The sequence below is a fragment of the Dyella sp. NPDC103356 genome, assembly GCF_055584465.1.
Window position 1 is genome coordinate 221,871 of record NZ_JBVJLZ010000005.1, and the last position, 17,365, is coordinate 239,235.

At 62.6% G+C, this 17,365-nt stretch carries 17 protein-coding genes; 7 read left to right on the forward strand and 10 right to left on the reverse strand.

The features are described 5' to 3' along the window. Positions 1–45 precede the first annotated feature (45 nt). The 6 genes from dbpA to ACZ6WW_RS13535 all read right to left on the reverse strand — a co-directional run bounded on the left by dbpA (position 46) and on the right by ACZ6WW_RS13535 (position 5,909). Positions 46–1,422: an ATP-dependent RNA helicase DbpA gene (gene dbpA / locus ACZ6WW_RS13510; protein WP_465274663.1), complete on the reverse strand. Its 1,377-nt coding sequence runs from the start codon at positions 1,420–1,422 to the stop codon at positions 46–48. A gap of 45 nt (positions 1,423–1,467) precedes the next feature. Continuing rightward, entirely contained in the window at positions 1,468–2,862 is a 1,395-nt protein-coding gene (locus ACZ6WW_RS13515) for a DUF2867 domain-containing protein (protein WP_465274664.1), read from the reverse strand. Positions 2,863–2,882: 20 nt separating this feature from the next. Then, positions 2,883–3,203 (reverse strand): metalloregulator ArsR/SmtB family transcription factor, encoded by a 321-nt coding sequence (locus tag ACZ6WW_RS13520; protein WP_281851553.1) that lies wholly within the window; start codon positions 3,201–3,203, stop codon positions 2,883–2,885. A gap of 252 nt (positions 3,204–3,455) precedes the next feature. After that, positions 3,456–4,175: a pseudouridine synthase gene (locus tag ACZ6WW_RS13525; protein WP_465274665.1), complete on the reverse strand. Its 720-nt coding sequence runs from the start codon at positions 4,173–4,175 to the stop codon at positions 3,456–3,458. A gap of 7 nt (positions 4,176–4,182) precedes the next feature. Continuing rightward, on the reverse strand, positions 4,183–4,956 hold the full coding sequence (locus ACZ6WW_RS13530) for an ABC transporter permease (RefSeq protein WP_465274666.1): 774 nt from the start codon (positions 4,954–4,956) through the stop codon (positions 4,183–4,185). Further along, positions 4,953–5,909 carry an ABC transporter ATP-binding protein gene (locus ACZ6WW_RS13535; protein ID WP_281851556.1) on the reverse strand — a complete coding sequence of 319 codons (957 nt, stop codon included), beginning with the start codon at positions 5,907–5,909 and terminating at the stop codon, positions 4,953–4,955. Before ACZ6WW_RS13535 ends, ACZ6WW_RS13530 begins: the two co-directional genes overlap by 4 nt. 89 nt (positions 5,910–5,998) lie before the next feature. Between ACZ6WW_RS13535 and ACZ6WW_RS13540 the strand changes: the two genes are divergently transcribed. Beyond that, entirely contained in the window at positions 5,999–6,745 is a 747-nt protein-coding gene (locus ACZ6WW_RS13540; RefSeq protein WP_465274667.1) for an FAD-binding oxidoreductase, read from the forward strand. Positions 6,746–7,029: 284 nt separating this feature from the next. Further along, positions 7,030–7,365 carry a hypothetical protein gene (locus ACZ6WW_RS13545; protein ID WP_465274668.1) on the forward strand — a complete coding sequence of 112 codons (336 nt, stop codon included), beginning with the start codon at positions 7,030–7,032 and terminating at the stop codon, positions 7,363–7,365. A 10-nt stretch (positions 7,366–7,375) separates the two neighbouring features. On the opposite strand, the gene ACZ6WW_RS13550 is transcribed toward ACZ6WW_RS13545, so the two are convergent. The 4 genes from ACZ6WW_RS13550 to ACZ6WW_RS13565 all read right to left on the reverse strand — a co-directional run bounded on the left by ACZ6WW_RS13550 (position 7,376) and on the right by ACZ6WW_RS13565 (position 12,459). Further along, on the reverse strand, positions 7,376–8,332 hold the full coding sequence (locus ACZ6WW_RS13550; RefSeq protein WP_465274669.1) for a fimbrial protein: 957 nt from the start codon (positions 8,330–8,332) through the stop codon (positions 7,376–7,378). Then, positions 8,329–11,103, reverse strand: a complete 2,775-nt coding sequence (locus tag ACZ6WW_RS13555; RefSeq protein WP_465274670.1) for a fimbria/pilus outer membrane usher protein — start codon at positions 11,101–11,103, stop codon at positions 8,329–8,331. Before ACZ6WW_RS13555 ends, ACZ6WW_RS13550 begins: the two co-directional genes overlap by 4 nt. After that, positions 11,100–11,828, reverse strand: coding sequence for a fimbrial biogenesis chaperone (locus ACZ6WW_RS13560; protein ID WP_465274671.1), 729 nt, complete (start codon positions 11,826–11,828; stop codon positions 11,100–11,102). Before ACZ6WW_RS13560 ends, ACZ6WW_RS13555 begins: the two co-directional genes overlap by 4 nt. A gap of 85 nt (positions 11,829–11,913) precedes the next feature. After that, a complete protein-coding gene (locus ACZ6WW_RS13565) occupies positions 11,914–12,459 on the reverse strand; it encodes a fimbrial protein (RefSeq protein ID WP_465274672.1) in 546 nt (181 codons plus the stop codon). 285 nt (positions 12,460–12,744) lie between these two features. On the opposite strand from ACZ6WW_RS13565, the gene ACZ6WW_RS13570 reads away from it, so the two are divergent. The 5 genes from ACZ6WW_RS13570 to ACZ6WW_RS13590 are packed head-to-tail and all read left to right on the forward strand — an operon-like array spanning position 12,745 to position 17,160. Next, positions 12,745–13,407, forward strand: coding sequence for a hypothetical protein (locus ACZ6WW_RS13570; protein WP_465274673.1), 663 nt, complete (start codon positions 12,745–12,747; stop codon positions 13,405–13,407). Between the two features lie 19 nt (positions 13,408–13,426). Beyond that, entirely contained in the window at positions 13,427–13,624 is a 198-nt protein-coding gene (locus tag ACZ6WW_RS13575) for a helix-turn-helix transcriptional regulator (protein WP_281851564.1), read from the forward strand. A gap of 7 nt (positions 13,625–13,631) precedes the next feature. Further along, positions 13,632–15,227, forward strand: a complete 1,596-nt coding sequence (locus tag ACZ6WW_RS13580; protein WP_465274674.1) for an alpha/beta hydrolase — start codon at positions 13,632–13,634, stop codon at positions 15,225–15,227. After that, entirely contained in the window at positions 15,224–15,958 is a 735-nt protein-coding gene (locus tag ACZ6WW_RS13585) for an ABC transporter ATP-binding protein (RefSeq protein WP_465274675.1), read from the forward strand. The genes ACZ6WW_RS13580 and ACZ6WW_RS13585 overlap by 4 nt, the downstream gene beginning before the upstream one ends. Next, the gene (locus tag ACZ6WW_RS13590; protein ID WP_465274676.1) at positions 15,955–17,160 is read left to right on the forward strand and encodes an ABC transporter permease; all 1,206 of its coding nucleotides are present in this window, start codon (positions 15,955–15,957) and stop codon (positions 17,158–17,160) included. The genes ACZ6WW_RS13585 and ACZ6WW_RS13590 overlap by 4 nt, the downstream gene beginning before the upstream one ends. The last annotated feature ends 205 nt before the right edge of the window (positions 17,161–17,365 follow it).

The following is a 17,365-nucleotide window of genomic DNA, read 5'->3' on the forward strand; positions in this document are numbered from 1 at the left end:
CGCCACACCGTCGCCCCGGCGAAGGCCGGGGCCCAGCGACGTCATTCAGCCCAGCGGACGCACGCGGAAATTACGCCCTTTGATCTTGCCCGCACGCAACCGCTCAAGCGCTTTATTGGCAAGCGGCCTGCGAATGGCCACATAAGCGCGCGTCGCATACACATCGATCTTGCCGACATCGTCCGCACCAAGCCCGGCATCGCCGGTGAGCGCGCCGAGGATATCGCCGGGGCGCAGCTTGTCCTGGCGGCCGGCGTCGATGACCAGGGTCTTCATGGGAGCGAGGTGCAAGGTCTTGCCTTTGGGTGGCGCGATCTTCAATGGCCGCCACGGGATGGCCTGACCATGGGTTTCCTCGATATTGCGTGCCTTGGGCAATTCGCGCGGCGTGACCAGTGTGATTGCATGGCCGCTCTGGCCGGCGCGACCGGTGCGACCGATGCGGTGTGTGTGCGTTTCCGGATCGTGGGCGATGTCGTAGCTGATCACCAGCGGCAGCGAAGCGATATCCAGCCCGCGTGCCGCGACGTCCGTGGCGACCAGTACCGAGCAACTGCGATTGGCGAATTGCACGAGTACTTCATCGCGATCGCGCTGTTCCATATCGCCGTGCAGGGGCAGTGCGGAAAAGCCGCGCTTGTCCAGCTCGGCAGTGACGCTGTCGACGTCGCGGCGCATATTGCAGAACACCAGCGCGTGCTCGGCATGCTCACCGGCAAGGAGCTGGGCCAGTGCGTCGAGTTTCTGCGCGGGATCGACTTCGTGAAACCGCTGCTCGATGGTGGTCTCTTCGTGCGGTGCCTCTACCGTCACTTCCACCGGGTCGCGCTGTAGTCGGCGGCTGACGTCGCGGATTTCTTCCGGATAGGTGGCCGAGAACAGCAGCGTCTGGTGATGCTTGGCGATCCGCCCGACGATGTCGTCGATCGCTTCGGAGAAGCCCATGTCCAGCATACGGTCGGCTTCGTCCAGCACCAGCACCTTGATGCCGCCACCGTGCAGGCTGCCACGCTTCAGGTGTTCCTGGATGCGGCCGGGCGTGCCGACAACGATATGCGGATCATGGGTGAGCGATGCGAGCTGCGGCCCAAGCGGCATGCCGCCGCACAAGGTCAACAGCTTGATATTGGGAATCGATGCGGCGAGCTTGCGGATCGCCTTGCTCACCTGATCGGCCAGCTCGCGGGTCGGGCACAGCACCAGCGCCTGCAGCCGAATCGTATCGACGTCCAGGCTGTGCAACAGGCTGAGCCCGAAGGCGGCGGTCTTGCCACTGCCGGTCTTGGCCTGCGCAATGACGTCGCGGCCTTGAAGCATCGGCGGCAGGCTCTGGGCCTGTACGGGTGTCATTTCGCTATAGCCGAGCGTTTCCACGCTGGCGAGCAGGGCGGGTTTAAGGGGGAGGGTGCTGAAGTCGGTCATGTGGACATGATCGCATCATTGTGCGGCCAACGCGCTGGCCCGGGCTTAATGAGGCTGTGCAGTGGTTGGAAAGGCATGCTCGGTCGCCATGCGCAACATGGTCGGGCTGACATGGCGACGGTGCACCGATTCGATCATGGCCATGTAGAAGTGGCCGAAGCGGTTTTTGCAGTGAACGCGAGTGCCTAGCGTGACCTCGACCTGGCCGTCCGCGAGGATGCGCACGCCGACACAGGAGCGGAAACGCAGATGTTTGTCGTCGGCGCCAAGGATGACCTGCGCATGGCGGTCGTGTTGATCGACTGCCTGAGCGAGCACGGGATGTCTTCGATTGAAAACCTGCCCATCCAGTCGCGACAGCAGTGAGGATGCGGGACATCCCAATCGGGAGGTTCGCAGCCCCCATGGCCGCACCAGGGCATTTCGGACGGCCATCATGCGCGACACGCTGGACGGTGGATTCTCCACGAAGCCGTCGAGCACTCGGCTGAGCCATTGCGTGGCCGAAGCATCGGGCGTGTTTATCTTACCGAGCTGGATGCAGAAGCTGTCCTGATGATGGAGCCCATCGCTCAGCTGCGTGAGCAGCAAGGAGTCCGCTGCGGGCGTCGTCTCAGCCGTTACGCTAAGCGTGCCCCCGGTGGCAGAGAGGAATCCGTTGCTGTGCTGGAGCCGAACGGCCTGATAGCGAAAGCCGCCCAGCATCGCGCGTACGCGGCTGCAGAAGCGACTGAGCAAGGACTCGGGCGCAGCATCAAGCGCAAGACGCGTCGTCGGAACATGGCGCCGGTGCATGGGCATGGCGTCCATGAGCGCGATCACTTCCTGCGGCAATAGCTCGGTCAGGGCAGGGATCGATGCGTCGCCGCGCTGGATCTGATCGTAAACTTCCGGGGACAGTGCCCCACCGAGTTCGTTCGTGTGGCACGAGAGCGCAAAAAAAGCGGGATGTCCCGCGTTCTCGTTAAGCGGTACGAACTGATGCCAGGTGTCGCCGCCGAACCTCACCGTGAACAGGCAATCGGGTGGAATGTCGACAAAGTGCAGCGTGCGGAAAAACAGCGAAGGGTCGCTGACGAGCGGCTCGTAGGGTGCCGTGGAAAAGCGCAGCTGTGCGCCGCTGCTTCCGGAAATGGCGGTGAAGACGCGATGTCCCGCGTGCCGGTGAAACGGGTGCCCGCCCGGGCCCACGGTAAATGTATAGAGCGCGGTTGGATCCTGCCTGGAAAAATCGCTGGCGCCCAGCCGGGTCGAAGGCTCGTCAAACGCGTCGACAAACTCAGGGTGCGCGCGCTGTCTTGCGGCTACGCCAACGTAGAGCTGATCGCCGGCACCCGGTCCCAGTTGCGCGATCAGCGACACTTCGATCGGCAAGCCGTTGACCGACGAGGGAATGCTTACTGCGGGAAACGAAGCGACGAGGCGTGCGGGCTGACGCATGAAGCGAGCTCCTCAATGAGCTATCGCGTAGTCTTGCGGGTGGCGAGCTTGCGCGACTCGCGCTTCAGTGGACCGGCGGTGGGGCATATCTCGAAGGCAAAGCCGGTCAGCGTATTGACCAGGCTGTCTCGATTGAGACGGTAGACAATGTATTGACCACGCCGCTCGCTGTTGACCAGGCCGGCGTTCTCCAGCAACGACAGATGGCGCGAAATGGCGGGCGCGCTCATTTCGAAACGGCTCGCGATCTCGCCGGCGGTCAGTTCCTGCGCGGAGAGGTAGGCAAGAATTTCGCGCCGTGGCTTGGAGGCCAGGGCTTCGAACACCAGATCGACGGCCATAGGTACTTAAGTAATTAAAGTATTAGTTAAGTATTTAGCGCTGATCCGTCGCGGGCGTCAAGTGCCAGTGGGGTTTCCGTGTTGGATATGGACCAGCCTCACTCCCAAACCGTCATCCCGGCGCAGGCCGGGATCCATTCCTCAGCGCTGAGGCTTGCCAATGGGTATCTGACGAGCGAGAACTGAAGAGTGGATCCCGGCCTGCGCCGGGATGACGAGTAGGAGGTGATTGGGAGGCGGTGAACGCAGCCGTTACCACTGCGTCCGATTAGGCAACAACCCCTTCAACTCCGCCTCGGTCAGATTGCGCCACTGCCCCGGCTTCAGATGAGCCAGCTTCACATTGACCACGCGCACGCGGCGCAACTGGGTCACGCGGTAACCAAATGCCGCCGCCATCAGGCGAATCTGGCGATTCAGGCCCTGGGTCAGCACGATGCCGAAGCCGAACTTGGCGATCTTGCGTGTGCGGCAGGGCTTGGTCATCTGGTTGTGGATGCGCACGCCGCGGGCCATGCCGGCGAGGAATTCATCAGTCACGGGCTTGTTCACCGCCACGAGATATTCTTTCTCGTGATTGTTTTCCGCGCGCAGGATTTCGTTGACGATATCGCCGTTGCTGGTCAGCAGGATCAGGCCTTCCGAATCCTTGTCCAAGCGGCCGATCGGAAAGATACGCTGCGGGTGATCCACGAAATCGACGATATTGCCGCTGACCGTCTGGTCGGTGGTGCAGGTGATGCCGACCGGCTTGTTCAGCGCGATGTAGACGGCTTTCTTTGCCGAGGGCGTCGATGCAAGCACACGCGCGCGAACGATTTCGCCATCCACGCGCACTTCGTCGCCTTCGAGCGCCTTCGCGCCCGTGGTGACAACTTCGCCATTGATGGTGACGCGGCCGGCCAGCAGCATCTCGTCCGCCTCACGGCGGGAGCATAGGCCGGCTTCGCTGATGTGTTTGTTTACGCGCATGACTTGATTACGAACGCATGCCCACGCCGCGCTTGAGCAACACCAGTGCGACCGCCGACAAACCAATCACGAAGGCAATCATCACTACGAAAGCTACGCCGATCTGCACGTCGCTGACGCCAAGCACCCCGTAGCGGAACGCATTGACCATGTAGAGAATCGGATTGACCAGCGAGATGCTCCGCCAGGGCTGGCCGAGCAGGTCGATCGAGTAGAACACGCCGCCCAGGTAGGTCAGCGGGGTCAGCACGAAGGTCGGCACCAGGGCGATATCGTCGAACTTCTTGGCGAATACTGCATTGACGAAACCGGCCAGCGAGAACACCGTGGATCCCAGCAGTACGGCGAGAATCGTGATGATCGGATGCACCAGATGCAGGTCGGTGAAGAACAGCGCGATAAGCAGCACCAGCGCACCGACAACGATGCCGCGCGTGACCGCGCCGGTGACGTAGCCGAGCAGGATCACCCAGTTGGGCATCGGCGATACCAGCATTTCTTCCACCGCGCGGCTGAACTTGGCGCCGAAGAACGAGCTGGAGATATTGCCGTAGCAGTTGGTGATGATGCTCATCATGACCAGGCCGGGCACGATGTACTGCATGTAGGTAAAGCCATGCATGTCGCCAATACGGCTGCCGACCAGCTTGCCGAAGATGACGAAGTAGAGCGTCATGGTGATTGCAGGCGGGATCAGCGTCTGCGTCCAGATACGCATGATGCGTACGATTTCGCGACGAACGATGGTGCCTAGTGCAACAAGATTGGCCGAGGCATTCATGCGGCCTTCTCCTGGTTGCCGTTGCGGCCCTGTTCGACCAGTCGTACGAACAGTTCTTCGAGGCGGTTGGTCTTGTTGCGCATGGAGGTGACGGTGACGCCGTTGCTTGAAAGGGCCGAGAACAAGGAGTTGAGATCGTGTGCGCGCGACATCTCCGCTTCCAGCGTGTGCGCATCGACCTGTCGCAAGGTGATGCCGGGTAGTGCGGGCAATTCGGCCGGCAACGTGCTGGTGTCGAACACGAAGGTTTCCACGTCCATCGTTGCCAGCAGGCCTTTCATCGTGGTGTTCTCCACGATTGTGCCGTGGTCGATGATGGCGATGTTGCGGCAGAGCTGTTCGGCTTCTTCTAGGTAATGCGTGGTGAGGATCACCGTGGTGCCGGCCGCGTTGATGCCGCTGACGAACTGCCACATCGAGCGACGGATTTCGATGTCCACGCCAGCGGTGGGTTCGTCGAGGATCAGCAGCTTGGGCTCGTTCATCATCGCGCGGGCGATCATCAGGCGGCGCTTCATGCCGCCGGACAGCATGCGTGCCTGGTCCTGCGCCTTGTCCCACAAGCGCAGTTCCTTGAGGTATTTCTCGGCGCGCTCGGCGGCGATCTTGCGCGGAATGCCGTAGAAGCCGGCCTGGTTCACGCAGATGTCGAACGGCTTCTCGAACTGGTTGAAGTTGATTTCCTGTGGAACCAGGCCGATCAGCCGCATGGCCGCACTGCGCTGCTTGTTCACCGACACGCCGAACACGCGCGCATCGCCGTCGCTGGCGTTGACGAGCGAGGAAAGAATACCGATCAGGGTGGACTTGCCGGCGCCGTTGGGGCCGAGCAGGGCGAAGAAATCGCCCGGTTCTACCGTGAGATTGATGCCTTTGAGTGCCTGTACGCCGTTGCCGTAGGTCTTGCGTAAGTTCTCGACGACGAGCGCGGGGGCGGAGGAAGTGGACGTCATGGGCTGCACCGAGGGGGCTAGCCCTCTATTATAGCCGGCTGGCCCGGCATCCCTGACGGGACGCACCGTTCCGCAAACGAGCATTTTCCATGGCAGATCACTTCACTCTCCGTCTTGTCGATAGCTACATGCTGGCGCCGACCGTGCGCCACCTGATCTTCGAGCGGGCGGACGGGCAGCCCTTGAGCTTCGTGCCGGGGCAGTTCCTGCAGGTGCATTTTCAGTACGACGACGGCACCGCCACCAAGCGCAGCTATTCGGTGGGCACGGTGGGGGACGGCAGCTCGCCGGCGCAACGGATCGAGATTGCGGTCAGCTATGTCGACGGCGGCGCGGCCACCAAGTTATTGGGCGGGCTGGAAAATGGGCAGACCATCGAGGCCAGCGGGCCTTACGGCCGGTTCTGCCTGCAGGATGCCGACTCGCATCCGCGCTACCTGCTGCTGGCGACCGGCACGGGCGTTACGCCTTATCGCGCCATGCTGCCGCTGTTTGAAAAGCTGTTGGCCAAGGGCGGGCGGGAAGTGGTGCTGCTCTACGGTGCCCGCAATGAGACCGAATTGCTCTATGGCGAGGAATTCGAAGCCTTTGCGCAGCGGGTGCCCGGTTTCACCTTCCATGGCTGCCTGAGCCGCGAACCTCGCGCGGTGCCGCGGCCCAGCGACCGCAACGGTCACGTGCAGAGCGTGCTGGCCGAGCTGGCGCCAAGCGCCGAGCGCGATATCGCCTATCTCTGCGGCAACCCGAACATGGTCGATGCCGCCTTTGCAGCCCTGAAGGATTTCGGTCTGCCGGTGCCGCAGATCCGTCGTGAGAAATACGTTTCGTCACGCTGACAGGTTATTTATCAGCCGCTTATCCGTGTTTGTGCAGGCTTGAGGTGAAGTTTCCTTAACGGAAGTTAAGTTTTCCGCTCAAGTCTGCCGAAATGTGCCGTTATATGGAGACATCCTCTCCATCCATCTGCCCTTGTACGAGCTTCCCCGAATCCGATTGGCCTATAAAGTGTGATTCGCATCACAAATCGGATCGTCTGCGCGAAACATTCACTCAAGCAGGGGTAACACACGCCGACAGAGCCTAAAGCCGCCCAATTTTTAAACTGGGCGCGGGAGGCTGTATGCGTGGCGTGATTCGAAAGATTCTTCTGGCCGGCATCGTGGTTGCCGGTAGCAGCGCGCACGCCAGTGGGGGCGTGATTGCCTTTTCCGGTGCCGTGGTCGAGCCGACCTGTTCGGTCGGAACGCAGCGCATTGCCGCGGCCGAAGCCGTCGGTACTTCCCAGCGTTATCGCTGCTCGGAGCAGGTTGGCGTTGCCTCGGCACAGATCGCTCAATCGTATGCGCTTTCGGTAACCGAGCTGACCGGCACGCCACTGGGCTCTGACCGTTTAATCGTCTACTTCGCCAATTACTTGAGCGCGCAGCCGAAGCTGGTCACGCAAGTCTACGATTGAAAGCCGTGAATCACTGATAGCTGAGCGTGAATGTCGCAGTTGTGCTGACGGTGCCGGCGGCCGGTGACGCAGCGGTCTGATAGTAGCGAGCGTAATAAGTCAGATTGTACGGGCCATTCGGCGTGGCACCGACGACAGCCGGCGTACCGAAAGTGATCGGTACGAAACTCTGATTGATCAGCTGTACGCCCACATTTTTCGCACGCCCCGTGCCCGTGCTGTTGGCGATAACGCTGTTGGCTACGCTGGCGGGATTGGACGTGTCGAATTCGATCGCCAGCGTGCTGCCCGCGGAGCAGTTGAGCGAAATATTGAAAGCGGTCGCGCCGGCGGTGGTCCCGATGCCATTGAACGCGGTGGTCGATATGGTCGGCAGTACGACGTTGATGGCGTTGTTATTGACCGTGCACGACGGGTAGGTGAAGGTCACCGAGCCGACGAGGTTGAAGTTTTCCGCGCGGATGAGGCCAAAGAAGCCATCGTAGCGCCAATAACCGAGCGTACCCGCGTTCAACACAGCGCCATTGGCGATGGGGCCGGTCTTGACCAGCTCGAAGCCCGAGGTCACCGACAGTTCGTACGTACCCGAAGCGACGGAGTCGCCGCCGTAGGGCACCAGATAATTGCTGGTATCCGGATGGGTAATGCGATAACCCACGCCGCTGGTTCCGGTCGGGAAGATCGTTGCGCTGGTGGCGGGCTGGCTGCCAACAAGATTGACGACGCCGATACGTGTCGTACCCGTGCACGACAGTTCGGACGTCGGCGAGGGCGCGAACTGCGACGAGCTCGCCAGCACCGTACCGACCGGTGCATTGGCATTGATGGTAACTACCGAGTTCGGCATGGAGATATTGACGTTCGACGTGTTGCCGCTACTGAAGGAACACGAGGCGCGCGCTGCTATCGGCAGGGTCGAGAGTAACGCCATGAACAGCAGGGCGATGGTGTGGCGAACGGGGTTCATGAGTCGCTCCGGCCGGTGGCGACGACAGCATGGCAGGTTGCCTCAAGCTGTTCGTAGGCGTTCTGGCTTTGACCCGCCTTCAATTGATAGGGGAAGCTGCAGCGCATGCCCGGCTCACCGTCGGTCGACCATTGCACGGTGAGCTGGCCCTGGTCGTTGGCACCGCGCACCAGTGCGCGGCCGGCCTGGCCAACCACGCCGACTACCTGTGCCTTTTCATCGATGACCTCGGCGCCGAACGGCACCGGCTTACCGTCATCGCGGCGGATGCGCGCAATGATCGAGCGACCGTTCTCGGTCTTGAACGCCAGCATGACAACCGCGCCCGCGTGCGGTGCGACCTGGGCACTGGTCGCATCCAGCTGCACGGTCAGCGGCAGGCCCTTCGGGTCGATCTGGATGTTGTTGAGGTTGTACGGCGTCAGATAAGGCACCAGCGCGTAGCCGTTGTTATCGATGCGCACACCCGATGCATTGATGACGCGCGCACCCTTGGCGCCCGGCGCGGAGATGATCGCCACGGTATCGCCCATCGGCTGGCCGAAGGTGATGCCGCCCGGATGCACCACGACCGCGCCGGCCACGCTCAGCGAGCCCTGCGAATAACCCTTGCCCGAGCCGTAGCTGGCATTGAACTGTGCGTACGGGCTGCGATAACCGCCGTACACCGTACCGGCATCGCCCGCGCTGCCGCCACCACCCTGGCCGTTGTCGTGCGATGCGGTCGCGCCGTAGCTCCACGCATTGTCCGTGCCGGCAGTGCCGCTCAGCGTGGCCTGCTCGAGCATGTGGCCGGAGCTGTCGCGGTTGGCGCTGACGCCGAACATCGGCGCGTGCGCGCTGTCGCCCAGCGGCAGGGTGAAGCTGGCGAAGAACTGATTGGTGTAGCGCGAAAACGCATCGCGCACGCGCGTTGCCGACAGGTTGTAGCTCAGTCGGTGGAAGGTATTGTTGTAGCCGACCTGGAACTGCAGATCGGTGCCGTTGCGGTTCCAGTAGTCGACGGCCGAACCGGTGACGTACAGGGAGCCGCCGCGATCGCCCAGGCGCTGGTTGATGTTGACGTCGAAGCGACTGCGCTGACGGTCCAGCTGATTGGTGTAGGCGGTGAAGTTGTTCGACGCGTTGTTGCCGGCCAGCGCCTGGCGCTGTTCGGGCGTCAACACGTTGGGAATGGTGATGCCATCGATGGTGTTGACCGTGGTCGGGTCGACGTAGCGGAAACCATGCGCGATGTCGCGCAAGGTCATCGCATCGCGCAGGCCCAGGTAGCCGCTGGTGGAATAGCGGTACGTCGCGACGCTGATCGAGGTGTCGCTATCGGGCAGGATCTTGCTGTAGCCCACGCGCACGCTCTGGCCGCTGTGGGTCGACTGGCCAGGGATATCCGCACGCGCGGTGGTGATATCGAGGGCCAATGCGCCGTAGTTGGTATTCAACGCACTGCCGACCTGCAAGGCACCGTAGCCGTTCGAACCGACCACGCCGGCATAGCCGGTCAGCAGGTTGGTGAAGCCGTGCTGGATCGTGCCCTGCACGATGGCCGGATGCGAATGCAGCGCTGCATCGTGCAGTTCGCCGGCGGCCGCCGAAAAGCGCGTGACGCCGGGGCGCAGGAGCTGCGGCACCGATGCGTAGGGCACCGAGAACGTACGCAGGCGGCCGTCGGCCTCGGTCACCGTCACGTTCAAATCGCCGCCGTAACCGGTGGAGTACAGGTCGGAGATGGTGAACGGACCCGGCGCCACCGTGGTTTCGTACAAGGTCACGCCGTTCTGGCGCACCGTGACCTTGGCATTGGTTTCGGCCACACCGCGCACCGTCGGCGCGTAGCCGCGCATGGAATCGGGCAGCATGCGGTCGTCGGTGGCGATCTGCACGCCGCGAATGCTCACGCTGTCGAACAGTTCGCCGTTGGTATACGAATCGCCCAGGGTCATCTGCGCGCGCAGCGAGGGGAGGTCGCGGCGCACGTAGGTGTCGAGGTTCTGCCAGTGACGCGTCGACGGCGAACCGGCAGCACCCGACTGCATCACCAGGGTGGAGTCGTTGCGCAGCTGCCAGCCGGCGAGGTTCACGCCGGTGTTCAGGCCCAGGAACGAGGAGGTCTGGCTGATGCCGTTGCTGCGGCTGCGATAGCTGTTGAAGTTGTAATTGAGCAGTGCTGCGTTGACGCCACGGTCCCAGCTTTCCGGGCTGACATAACCGCGTGCGCGCGTGCCCAGCCAGGCCTGCGGAATGCTCACATCCAGGCGCAGGTTGGCCTGGTCGAAGGTCATCGTTGCGGCGGGAATCAGGCTGCCGATGTTTACGCAGCCTTGCGCATCGGCAAGCTGCGCTTGCTGCTCGGCGGAGAACTTGGTCAACGGCAGGCCGATCTTGTCGACCATCGCGCGGGTCAGGCAGGGGATGGCATTGTCGTTCGGCGTCGGCGAGGCGAAGCGCACGTCGTTGCGGCCGACCCAAGTGCCATTGAGAAAGATATCGGTGCGATAGATGCCCGGCACGATCACGGCGCCGCGCTCGAAGCGCGACAGGTCGCCCGTGTTGCGCCCGGCGCCTGGCAGCAGGTCGCGGTCGAAGCTCGCATCAGCCGTAGCGGCGGCGGCATCGGGCGTTGCGGTGGCGCCATTGGCGGCGGCCGCGGCGGCGAATGCGCCGACGCTCCAGCTGGACAGTACGCCTGCGATCACCCAGCCCAGCAAGGCACGACGACAAACGGCATAGCCGTTCGTCTCGTACTTGCCATGGCGGGTGCGCAGGTTTTTCACGGGGTGACGGCTCCCGTGAAGTCGGCGGCGGCGCCGTAGTCGTTGATGGCGGTGAAGTGGATCGTGCCGGCGGTCGGCTTCTGCGCCGCGTCATGCAGCGGCATGCGCAGATCCGACAGCGGCGCGACCATGCCGGTATCGGCGGCGGTGGTGTTGAGCGTCGCCGCGGTGACGGTGACGTAGTAAGGCGTCGGGTTGTGCGCTTCGAGCGCATAGCCCTTACCGTCCGCGACCACTTTCCAGGTCAGCTGGGACGGTGCCTTCAGCGGGTCGCCCTGCAAACCGGCCGGGCGATAAAAAAGCTTCAGGCGCGAACGCAGCGCCAGTTGCAGCAGATTCTGCCCTTCGACCTGCGGACCGGTCGGCTTCGGCGGGACTTCGAGCACATTGAGCCAGAACAGCGATTCGCGATCGGCGGGCAGTTGGTCGTGGGTGTAGACGATGCGCAGGCTCTGCTCTTTCTGAGCGTCCATGCGGAACAGCGGCGGCGTGATCAGGAAGGGCGCATCGACCGACTCGGGCGTCGAATGCACGTCGCCACGATCGATCCACGATTCGATCAGCACGGGGTGATCGTTTTCATTGGTCAGGCGCACCGTGACTTCGCCGTCCTTTGCAGGAAAGACGACGCGGGTGCCACCGATCAGCACATTGGCGTGCGCTTGCGGAGCGACGAGACACAAAGCTAGCAGGCCTGCGCTGATGGCGCCGACAAACTTCCACATGGGGGATTACCTCGTTGAATCGTGATGCCGCTTTCGCCAGCGGCATGGCGCCGGAACACCGTGTTCCGGCGCCATGATTTGCGACTTACTGATAGATCATCGAGAACTGCACGCTGGTCGACACCGAACCGGCGCCGGCGGCGGCCGTGGCGAAGTACTGGGCGTAGTAGTTCAGCGTGCCGGCGCCGCTGGCCAGGGTCACCGACTGCGAGCTCTGCGCACTGGCAGCGCCGTTCAGGGCGATCGCGCTGAAATCGTTGTTGAGCAGCTGCACTTCGACGCCGGTGGCGGTGCCGGTGGCGTTCTTCAGGTTGCCGTCGGCCATCACGGTCGGGCCCGGCTCGAAGAAGGTGGTGGCCTTGGTCAGGGCACCGCAGCCGGTCAGGGCGATGTTGAAAGCGGTACGGCCAGCGACCGAACCGGCGGCGTTCAGCGCGGTGGTCGACACGGTCGGCAGAGCGACGGCGATGGTGGCCGGGCTGTTGGCGCCATTGATCTTGCAGGTGGAGCTATTGATGGTGCCGGTGATGTTGATGGTGCCATCGACGGCGTGGGCGGCCTGCGGAGCGACAGCTGCAACAGCAAAAGCAGCGATCAGTGCGGAGGTCAGAAGCGACTTGTTGAGCAGCATGGGTGAATCTCCAGGTTGGTTGTGTGTTGTTACGAGATCGTCAAATGCAACCCGCATGCCAAACCGCCACAAATGGCTTTGTGGCGCGGTTTGCGAGGTATTTGGTGCTACGGAGGGGGTGTTTCAGAAGGGCCGAATCGGAGCCTCCCCAGGGTCCGATGGGCCAAAAATTGCCAATTGCGTCACAAATTCTGACCCATGTCCTAAAGTTTTGGCTAGGGGTGCCGAGCAGATTTCATCAAGTGTCAAGGACGCTTGACAGCAGGGCGGAGCGAGGCTAGCCTCATGTCAAGTCAGCTTGACATCTGGGGGAGTTCGATGACCAAGACCATGCTTCCGATGCGCGGTATCTACCGTCGCTACTACCGGGAATTCGTCCCGGCGATGCTGGCCTACGTGGTGATCATGCTGTTCGGCTGGCCTTACCTGCACCATGTCGACCAACCCCTGCTCAAGGCCGTGCTGGCCCTGCTTCCGGTGGTTCCGATCGCGCTGGTGATTCGCGCGATGGTGCGTCTGGTGCTGGGTAGCGACGAGCTGGAGCAGCGCACCCATCTGGTCGGCCTGGCAGTGGCTACTGCCGTGGTGGCCGTGCTCAGTCTGGCCGGCGGCTTTCTCGCCGCGGCGCATGTAGTGGACCTGGACGGCACCATTCTGATCTGGGTGTTTCCGATTCTGATGCTGACGTATTCCGCTGGGCGCAGCTGGGCCAATCGCCGCTACGGCGTGGATGGCTTCTGCATCGAAGAGACGCGCATACGCGAATGGCACTTCCTGCTCGCGGGCGGCGTGATGCTGCTCGCGGCATGGCTGGGCGACGGGCATATGAAGGATTACCAGATCGGGATGCTGGTAGGCATGGGGGCCACCTTTGTCGCCGTGGCCGTGGCGTTCGGTGTGATGCGTTGGCGTCGAGCCAGGCGCCGTTCGTCTGGGGATGGCGATTGAGGCCTAAGGAACCAGGCAGATGAATAACCACGTACGCCAGTTGCGCAGCGAACTGGGCTGGTCGCAGGCCGATCTGGCCCAGCGTCTGGACGTGTCGCGACAAACGATCAATGCGATCGAAACCGGCAAATACGATCCGAGCCTGCCCTTGGCTTTCAAGTTGGCACGCCTGTTCGGCCGAGCGATTGAGACGATATTCGAACCGGGAGAGGAGTAAGGGGCGCATGGCGATCAAGGGACGTACCGCATTACGCATCGGCGTGGTGCTTATCGGTTTGGGTGCGCTGGGGTGGAATCATTTCCATCGCGCATCGGAATCCATCGATTCGACCGCGGCCGATAGCCCGCAACCGGCACCCGCGATGGCGTCGAGTGCCAGCCAGGTTCCGGGGACGGCTGGCGACACGACATGGAAAGTCGGCACGCTGACGTTTACGTCATGCGAGCTGGAACAGCCCAATAGCGGCCTTTCCACGGCGGCGTGGTGCGCGCCGTTCGACGTCCCGGAAAACCGCGACGATCCGGCCAGCCGCAAGATCAAACTGAAACTTGCCTTGCTGCGCGCTGCCGCGCAGGTGCCGCAGCGCGACGTAGTGGTGCTGCTCGCCGGTGGCCCCGGCCAGGCCGCCACCGAATCCTGGAGCGGTGTCGCCGGTGCGCTGCAGCCTTTGCTGGCGCAGCGCAACGTGTTGCTGCTCGATCAGCGCGGTACTGGTGGCTCCAATCCGCTCGACTGCAAGCCGCCGGCTGAAACGGCGGCCAAGCACGACGAGGGCGCGTTCGATCCGGCCAAGCTGCGCGACGAAGTCACGCAATGTCTCAAGCAGCTCGAAGGCAAGGCCGATCCGCGCTACTACACCACCACCGTTGCCGCACAGGATCTCGAAGACGTGCGCAAGGCGCTGGGTTCACCAACCTTCGACCTGGTCGGCGTGTCGTACGGCACGCGTATGGCCCAGCAATATGCCGGGCACTATCCGCAGGCCGTGCGCAGCATCGTGCTCGATGGCGTGGTGCCCAATGGACTGGTGCTCGGCGAAGACTTTGCGCAGAACCTGGACGCCGCACTGAAAGCCCAGTTTGCCCGTTGCGCGGCGGACAACGCCTGCAAGCAGCATTTCGGCGATCCCTACCAGACGCTTTATCAGTTGCGCGATGCGCTACGCGCGAACCCGCATGAAGTGAGCTTTCGCGACCCGCAGTCGTATCAAACCGTCAAGCGCACGCTGGACGAATATTCGCTCGCCAGCGTCGTGCGCATGTTTGCCTATACGCCGCTGACCTCGGCACTGTTGCCGCTGTCGATCGATGCCGCGGCCCACGGTGATGTGGGACCGCTGCTCGGCCAGGCGAAATTGCTGTCCGGCGATCTGGCTGACACGATGAACGGCGGCATGCAGTCGTCGGTCATCTGCAGCGAAGACGCCGATCTGCTCACGCCGCGTCCACAGGATGCACAGACCATTCTGGGCACGCGCATGATCGACGCCTTGCAAGCGGTGTGCTCGGTCTGGCCCAAGGGCACGCGTCCGGCCGACTTCCACCAGCCCTTCAAGTCGGACAAGCCGGTGCTGTTGTTCTCCGGCCAGTTCGATCCAGTCACGCCGCCAAGCTATGGCGAGGATGTGCTCAAGGGCTTGAGCAATGCCCGCCACCTGGTGCTCAACGGGCAGGGGCATAACGTGATCAACACCGGCTGTGCGCCGCAACTGCTCAAGCGTTTTATCGAAGAGGTCCATCCCAAGGACCTGGATGCGAAGTGCCTGGATCGGCTGCAGGCCACGCCGATGTTTATCGATTTCAACGGAGCTGCGCCATGATCGAGGTCAACGACCTGCACAAGGCCTTCGGCGATGTCAAAGCCGTCGACGGCGTCACGTTCAAGGCGCGCGACGGCGAAATCACCGGCCTGCTCGGCCCCAACGGCGCCGGCAAGACCACCACGTTGCGCATGCTCTACACCTTGATGAAGCCCGATCGCGGACAGGTGCTAGTCGACGGCGTCGATGCCGCGGTCGACCCGCTGGCAGTGCGTCGCGAACTGGGCGTGCTACCGGATGCACGTGGACTGTACAAGCGGTTGAGCGCGCGCGAGAACATCGACTACTTCGGTCGCTTGCATGGTCTTTCCGAAGACCAGCTCAAGACGCGTCGCGAGGCGCTGATCCAGACCCTGGAAATGCAGGACATCGGCGATCGCCGCACGGAAGGCTTTTCGCAAGGGCAGCGCGTAAAGACAGCCATAGCCCGCGCACTGATTCACGATCCCCGCAACGTGATTCTCGACGAGCCGACCAATGGCCTCGATGTGATGGCCACGCGCGCGCTGCGTCAGTTCATGCGCCAGTTGAAAGACGAAGGGCGCTGCGTGCTGTTCTCCAGTCACATCATGCAGGAGGTCGCGGCACTGTGCGATCGCATCGTGGTGATTGCCCATGGCCGGGTGGTCGCCGATGAATCGCCGCAAGCACTGCGCGAACAAACGGGTGAGGCGAATCTGGAAGACGCCTTCGTCAAGATCATCGGCAGCGAAGAGGGACTGGCCGCATGAACAACGTTGCCAATGCATCACACAAAGCGCGCGCGTTCCTGACCGTCTATCTCAAAGAGGTACGCGAAAACCTGCGTGACCGCCGCACCATCATGACCGCCTTGATCACTGGCCCGCTACTGGCGCCGCTGTTGTTCGTGATGATGCTCAACATCGGTCTGAGTCGTGAACTGGACAAGGCGGAAAAGCCGCTTACGGTACCGGTGATCGGCCAGCAGTACGCGCCCAATCTGTTCGAGTCGCTCAAGGCAGGCGGTGTCATTCCCGGCCCGGCAATCGCCAACCCCGAACTGGCGGTGCGCAAGCAGGAAGCGGACGTCGTCATCCGGGTCGCGCCGGACTACCCGGCGTCGTGGCGCAAGGGTGAGGCGGTACAGGTCGAGGTGATCTACGACTCCTCACAGCGTGATGCGAGCACCGCGATCGAACGTGTCAGCGGCCTGATCGAGAGCTATGCACGCCAACAGGGTGCGATGCGGCTGGTGGCACGCGGCCTTTCGCCCAGTACCGCCTGGCCGGTGTCGGTGGCGCGGCGCGATCAGGCTACGGCGCAGGCGCGCGGTGTGCTGATCTTCGGCCTGCTGCCTTATTTCTTTGTGATCACCATGTTCATGGGCGGCATGTATCTGGCGATCGATCTCACCGCCGGCGAGCGCGAACGTCAATCGCTGGAGCCGTTGTTTGCCAATCCGGTACCGCGTTGGAAGATCTTTGCCGGCAAGTTGGCGGCGATCTGTACGTTCTCGGCGACCAGTTTGTTGATCAGTCTGATTGCGTTTTCGGTGGTCGGTCATTTTCTGCCGGTCGACAAGCTCGGCATGGAGCTCGAACTGGGCGTGCGCTTTGCGCTGACGGTGCTGGTGATGGCGCTGCCGCTGATCGTGCTGCTGGCCGCGTTGCAATCGATGGTGGCGGCGTTTGCCAAGAGCTATCGCGAGGCGCAGACCTATCTTTCCTTGTTGATGCTGGTGCCGGCGCTGCCCAGCGTGTTGTTGATGGCGCTGCCGGTGAAACCGCAGGAGTGGATGTATGCGGTGCCCTTGCTGGGGCAGCATCTTGGGGTGATGCAGGTGTTGCGCGGGGATGGCGTGACCATGCACCAGATGTTGTTCTGCCTGGGTGGGAGTGCGTTGGCGGCGTTGGTGGCGGTGGCGGTGACGGCGCAGTTGTATCGGTCGGAGAGGTTGGCGATTTCCAGCTGAGGTGTTCCCGCAAGCATCCGGCCCCCTCACCCCAACCCTCTCCCCCGGCGAAGCCAGGGGAGAGGGAGCTAAAAGCGCGCAAGGTTCAAACTTGCCTCAGTGTGCCCCCTCTCCCCTGGCTTCGCCGGGGGAGAGGGCTGGGGTGAGGGGGCTCCACTCCCAGCAAGCGAGTTACCATGTTTCCTCGCTCAACAGGAAACGCCCT

Coding starts and splice junctions, on each gene's coding strand:
- dbpA (WP_465274663.1), bottom strand. CDS start 1,422: ATGACCGACTTCAGCACCCTCCCCCTTAAACCCGCCCTGCTCGCCAGC.
- ACZ6WW_RS13515 (WP_465274664.1), bottom strand. CDS start 2,862: ATGCGTCAGCCCGCACGCCTCGTCGCTTCGTTTCCCGCAGTAAGCATT.
- ACZ6WW_RS13520 (WP_281851553.1), bottom strand. CDS start 3,203: ATGGCCGTCGATCTGGTGTTCGAAGCCCTGGCCTCCAAGCCACGGCGC.
- ACZ6WW_RS13525 (WP_465274665.1), bottom strand. CDS start 4,175: ATGCGCGTAAACAAACACATCAGCGAAGCCGGCCTATGCTCCCGCCGT.
- ACZ6WW_RS13530 (WP_465274666.1), bottom strand. CDS start 4,956: ATGAATGCCTCGGCCAATCTTGTTGCACTAGGCACCATCGTTCGTCGC.
- ACZ6WW_RS13535 (WP_281851556.1), bottom strand. CDS start 5,909: ATGACGTCCACTTCCTCCGCCCCCGCGCTCGTCGTCGAGAACTTACGC.
- ACZ6WW_RS13540 (WP_465274667.1), top strand. CDS start 5,999: ATGGCAGATCACTTCACTCTCCGTCTTGTCGATAGCTACATGCTGGCG.
- ACZ6WW_RS13545 (WP_465274668.1), top strand. CDS start 7,030: ATGCGTGGCGTGATTCGAAAGATTCTTCTGGCCGGCATCGTGGTTGCC.
- ACZ6WW_RS13550 (WP_465274669.1), bottom strand. CDS start 8,332: ATGAACCCCGTTCGCCACACCATCGCCCTGCTGTTCATGGCGTTACTC.
- ACZ6WW_RS13560 (WP_465274671.1), bottom strand. CDS start 11,828: ATGTGGAAGTTTGTCGGCGCCATCAGCGCAGGCCTGCTAGCTTTGTGT.
- ACZ6WW_RS13565 (WP_465274672.1), bottom strand. CDS start 12,459: ATGCTGCTCAACAAGTCGCTTCTGACCTCCGCACTGATCGCTGCTTTT.
- ACZ6WW_RS13570 (WP_465274673.1), top strand. CDS start 12,745: ATGTCAAGTCAGCTTGACATCTGGGGGAGTTCGATGACCAAGACCATG.
- ACZ6WW_RS13575 (WP_281851564.1), top strand. CDS start 13,427: ATGAATAACCACGTACGCCAGTTGCGCAGCGAACTGGGCTGGTCGCAG.
- ACZ6WW_RS13580 (WP_465274674.1), top strand. CDS start 13,632: ATGGCGATCAAGGGACGTACCGCATTACGCATCGGCGTGGTGCTTATC.
- ACZ6WW_RS13585 (WP_465274675.1), top strand. CDS start 15,224: ATGATCGAGGTCAACGACCTGCACAAGGCCTTCGGCGATGTCAAAGCC.
- ACZ6WW_RS13590 (WP_465274676.1), top strand. CDS start 15,955: ATGAACAACGTTGCCAATGCATCACACAAAGCGCGCGCGTTCCTGACC.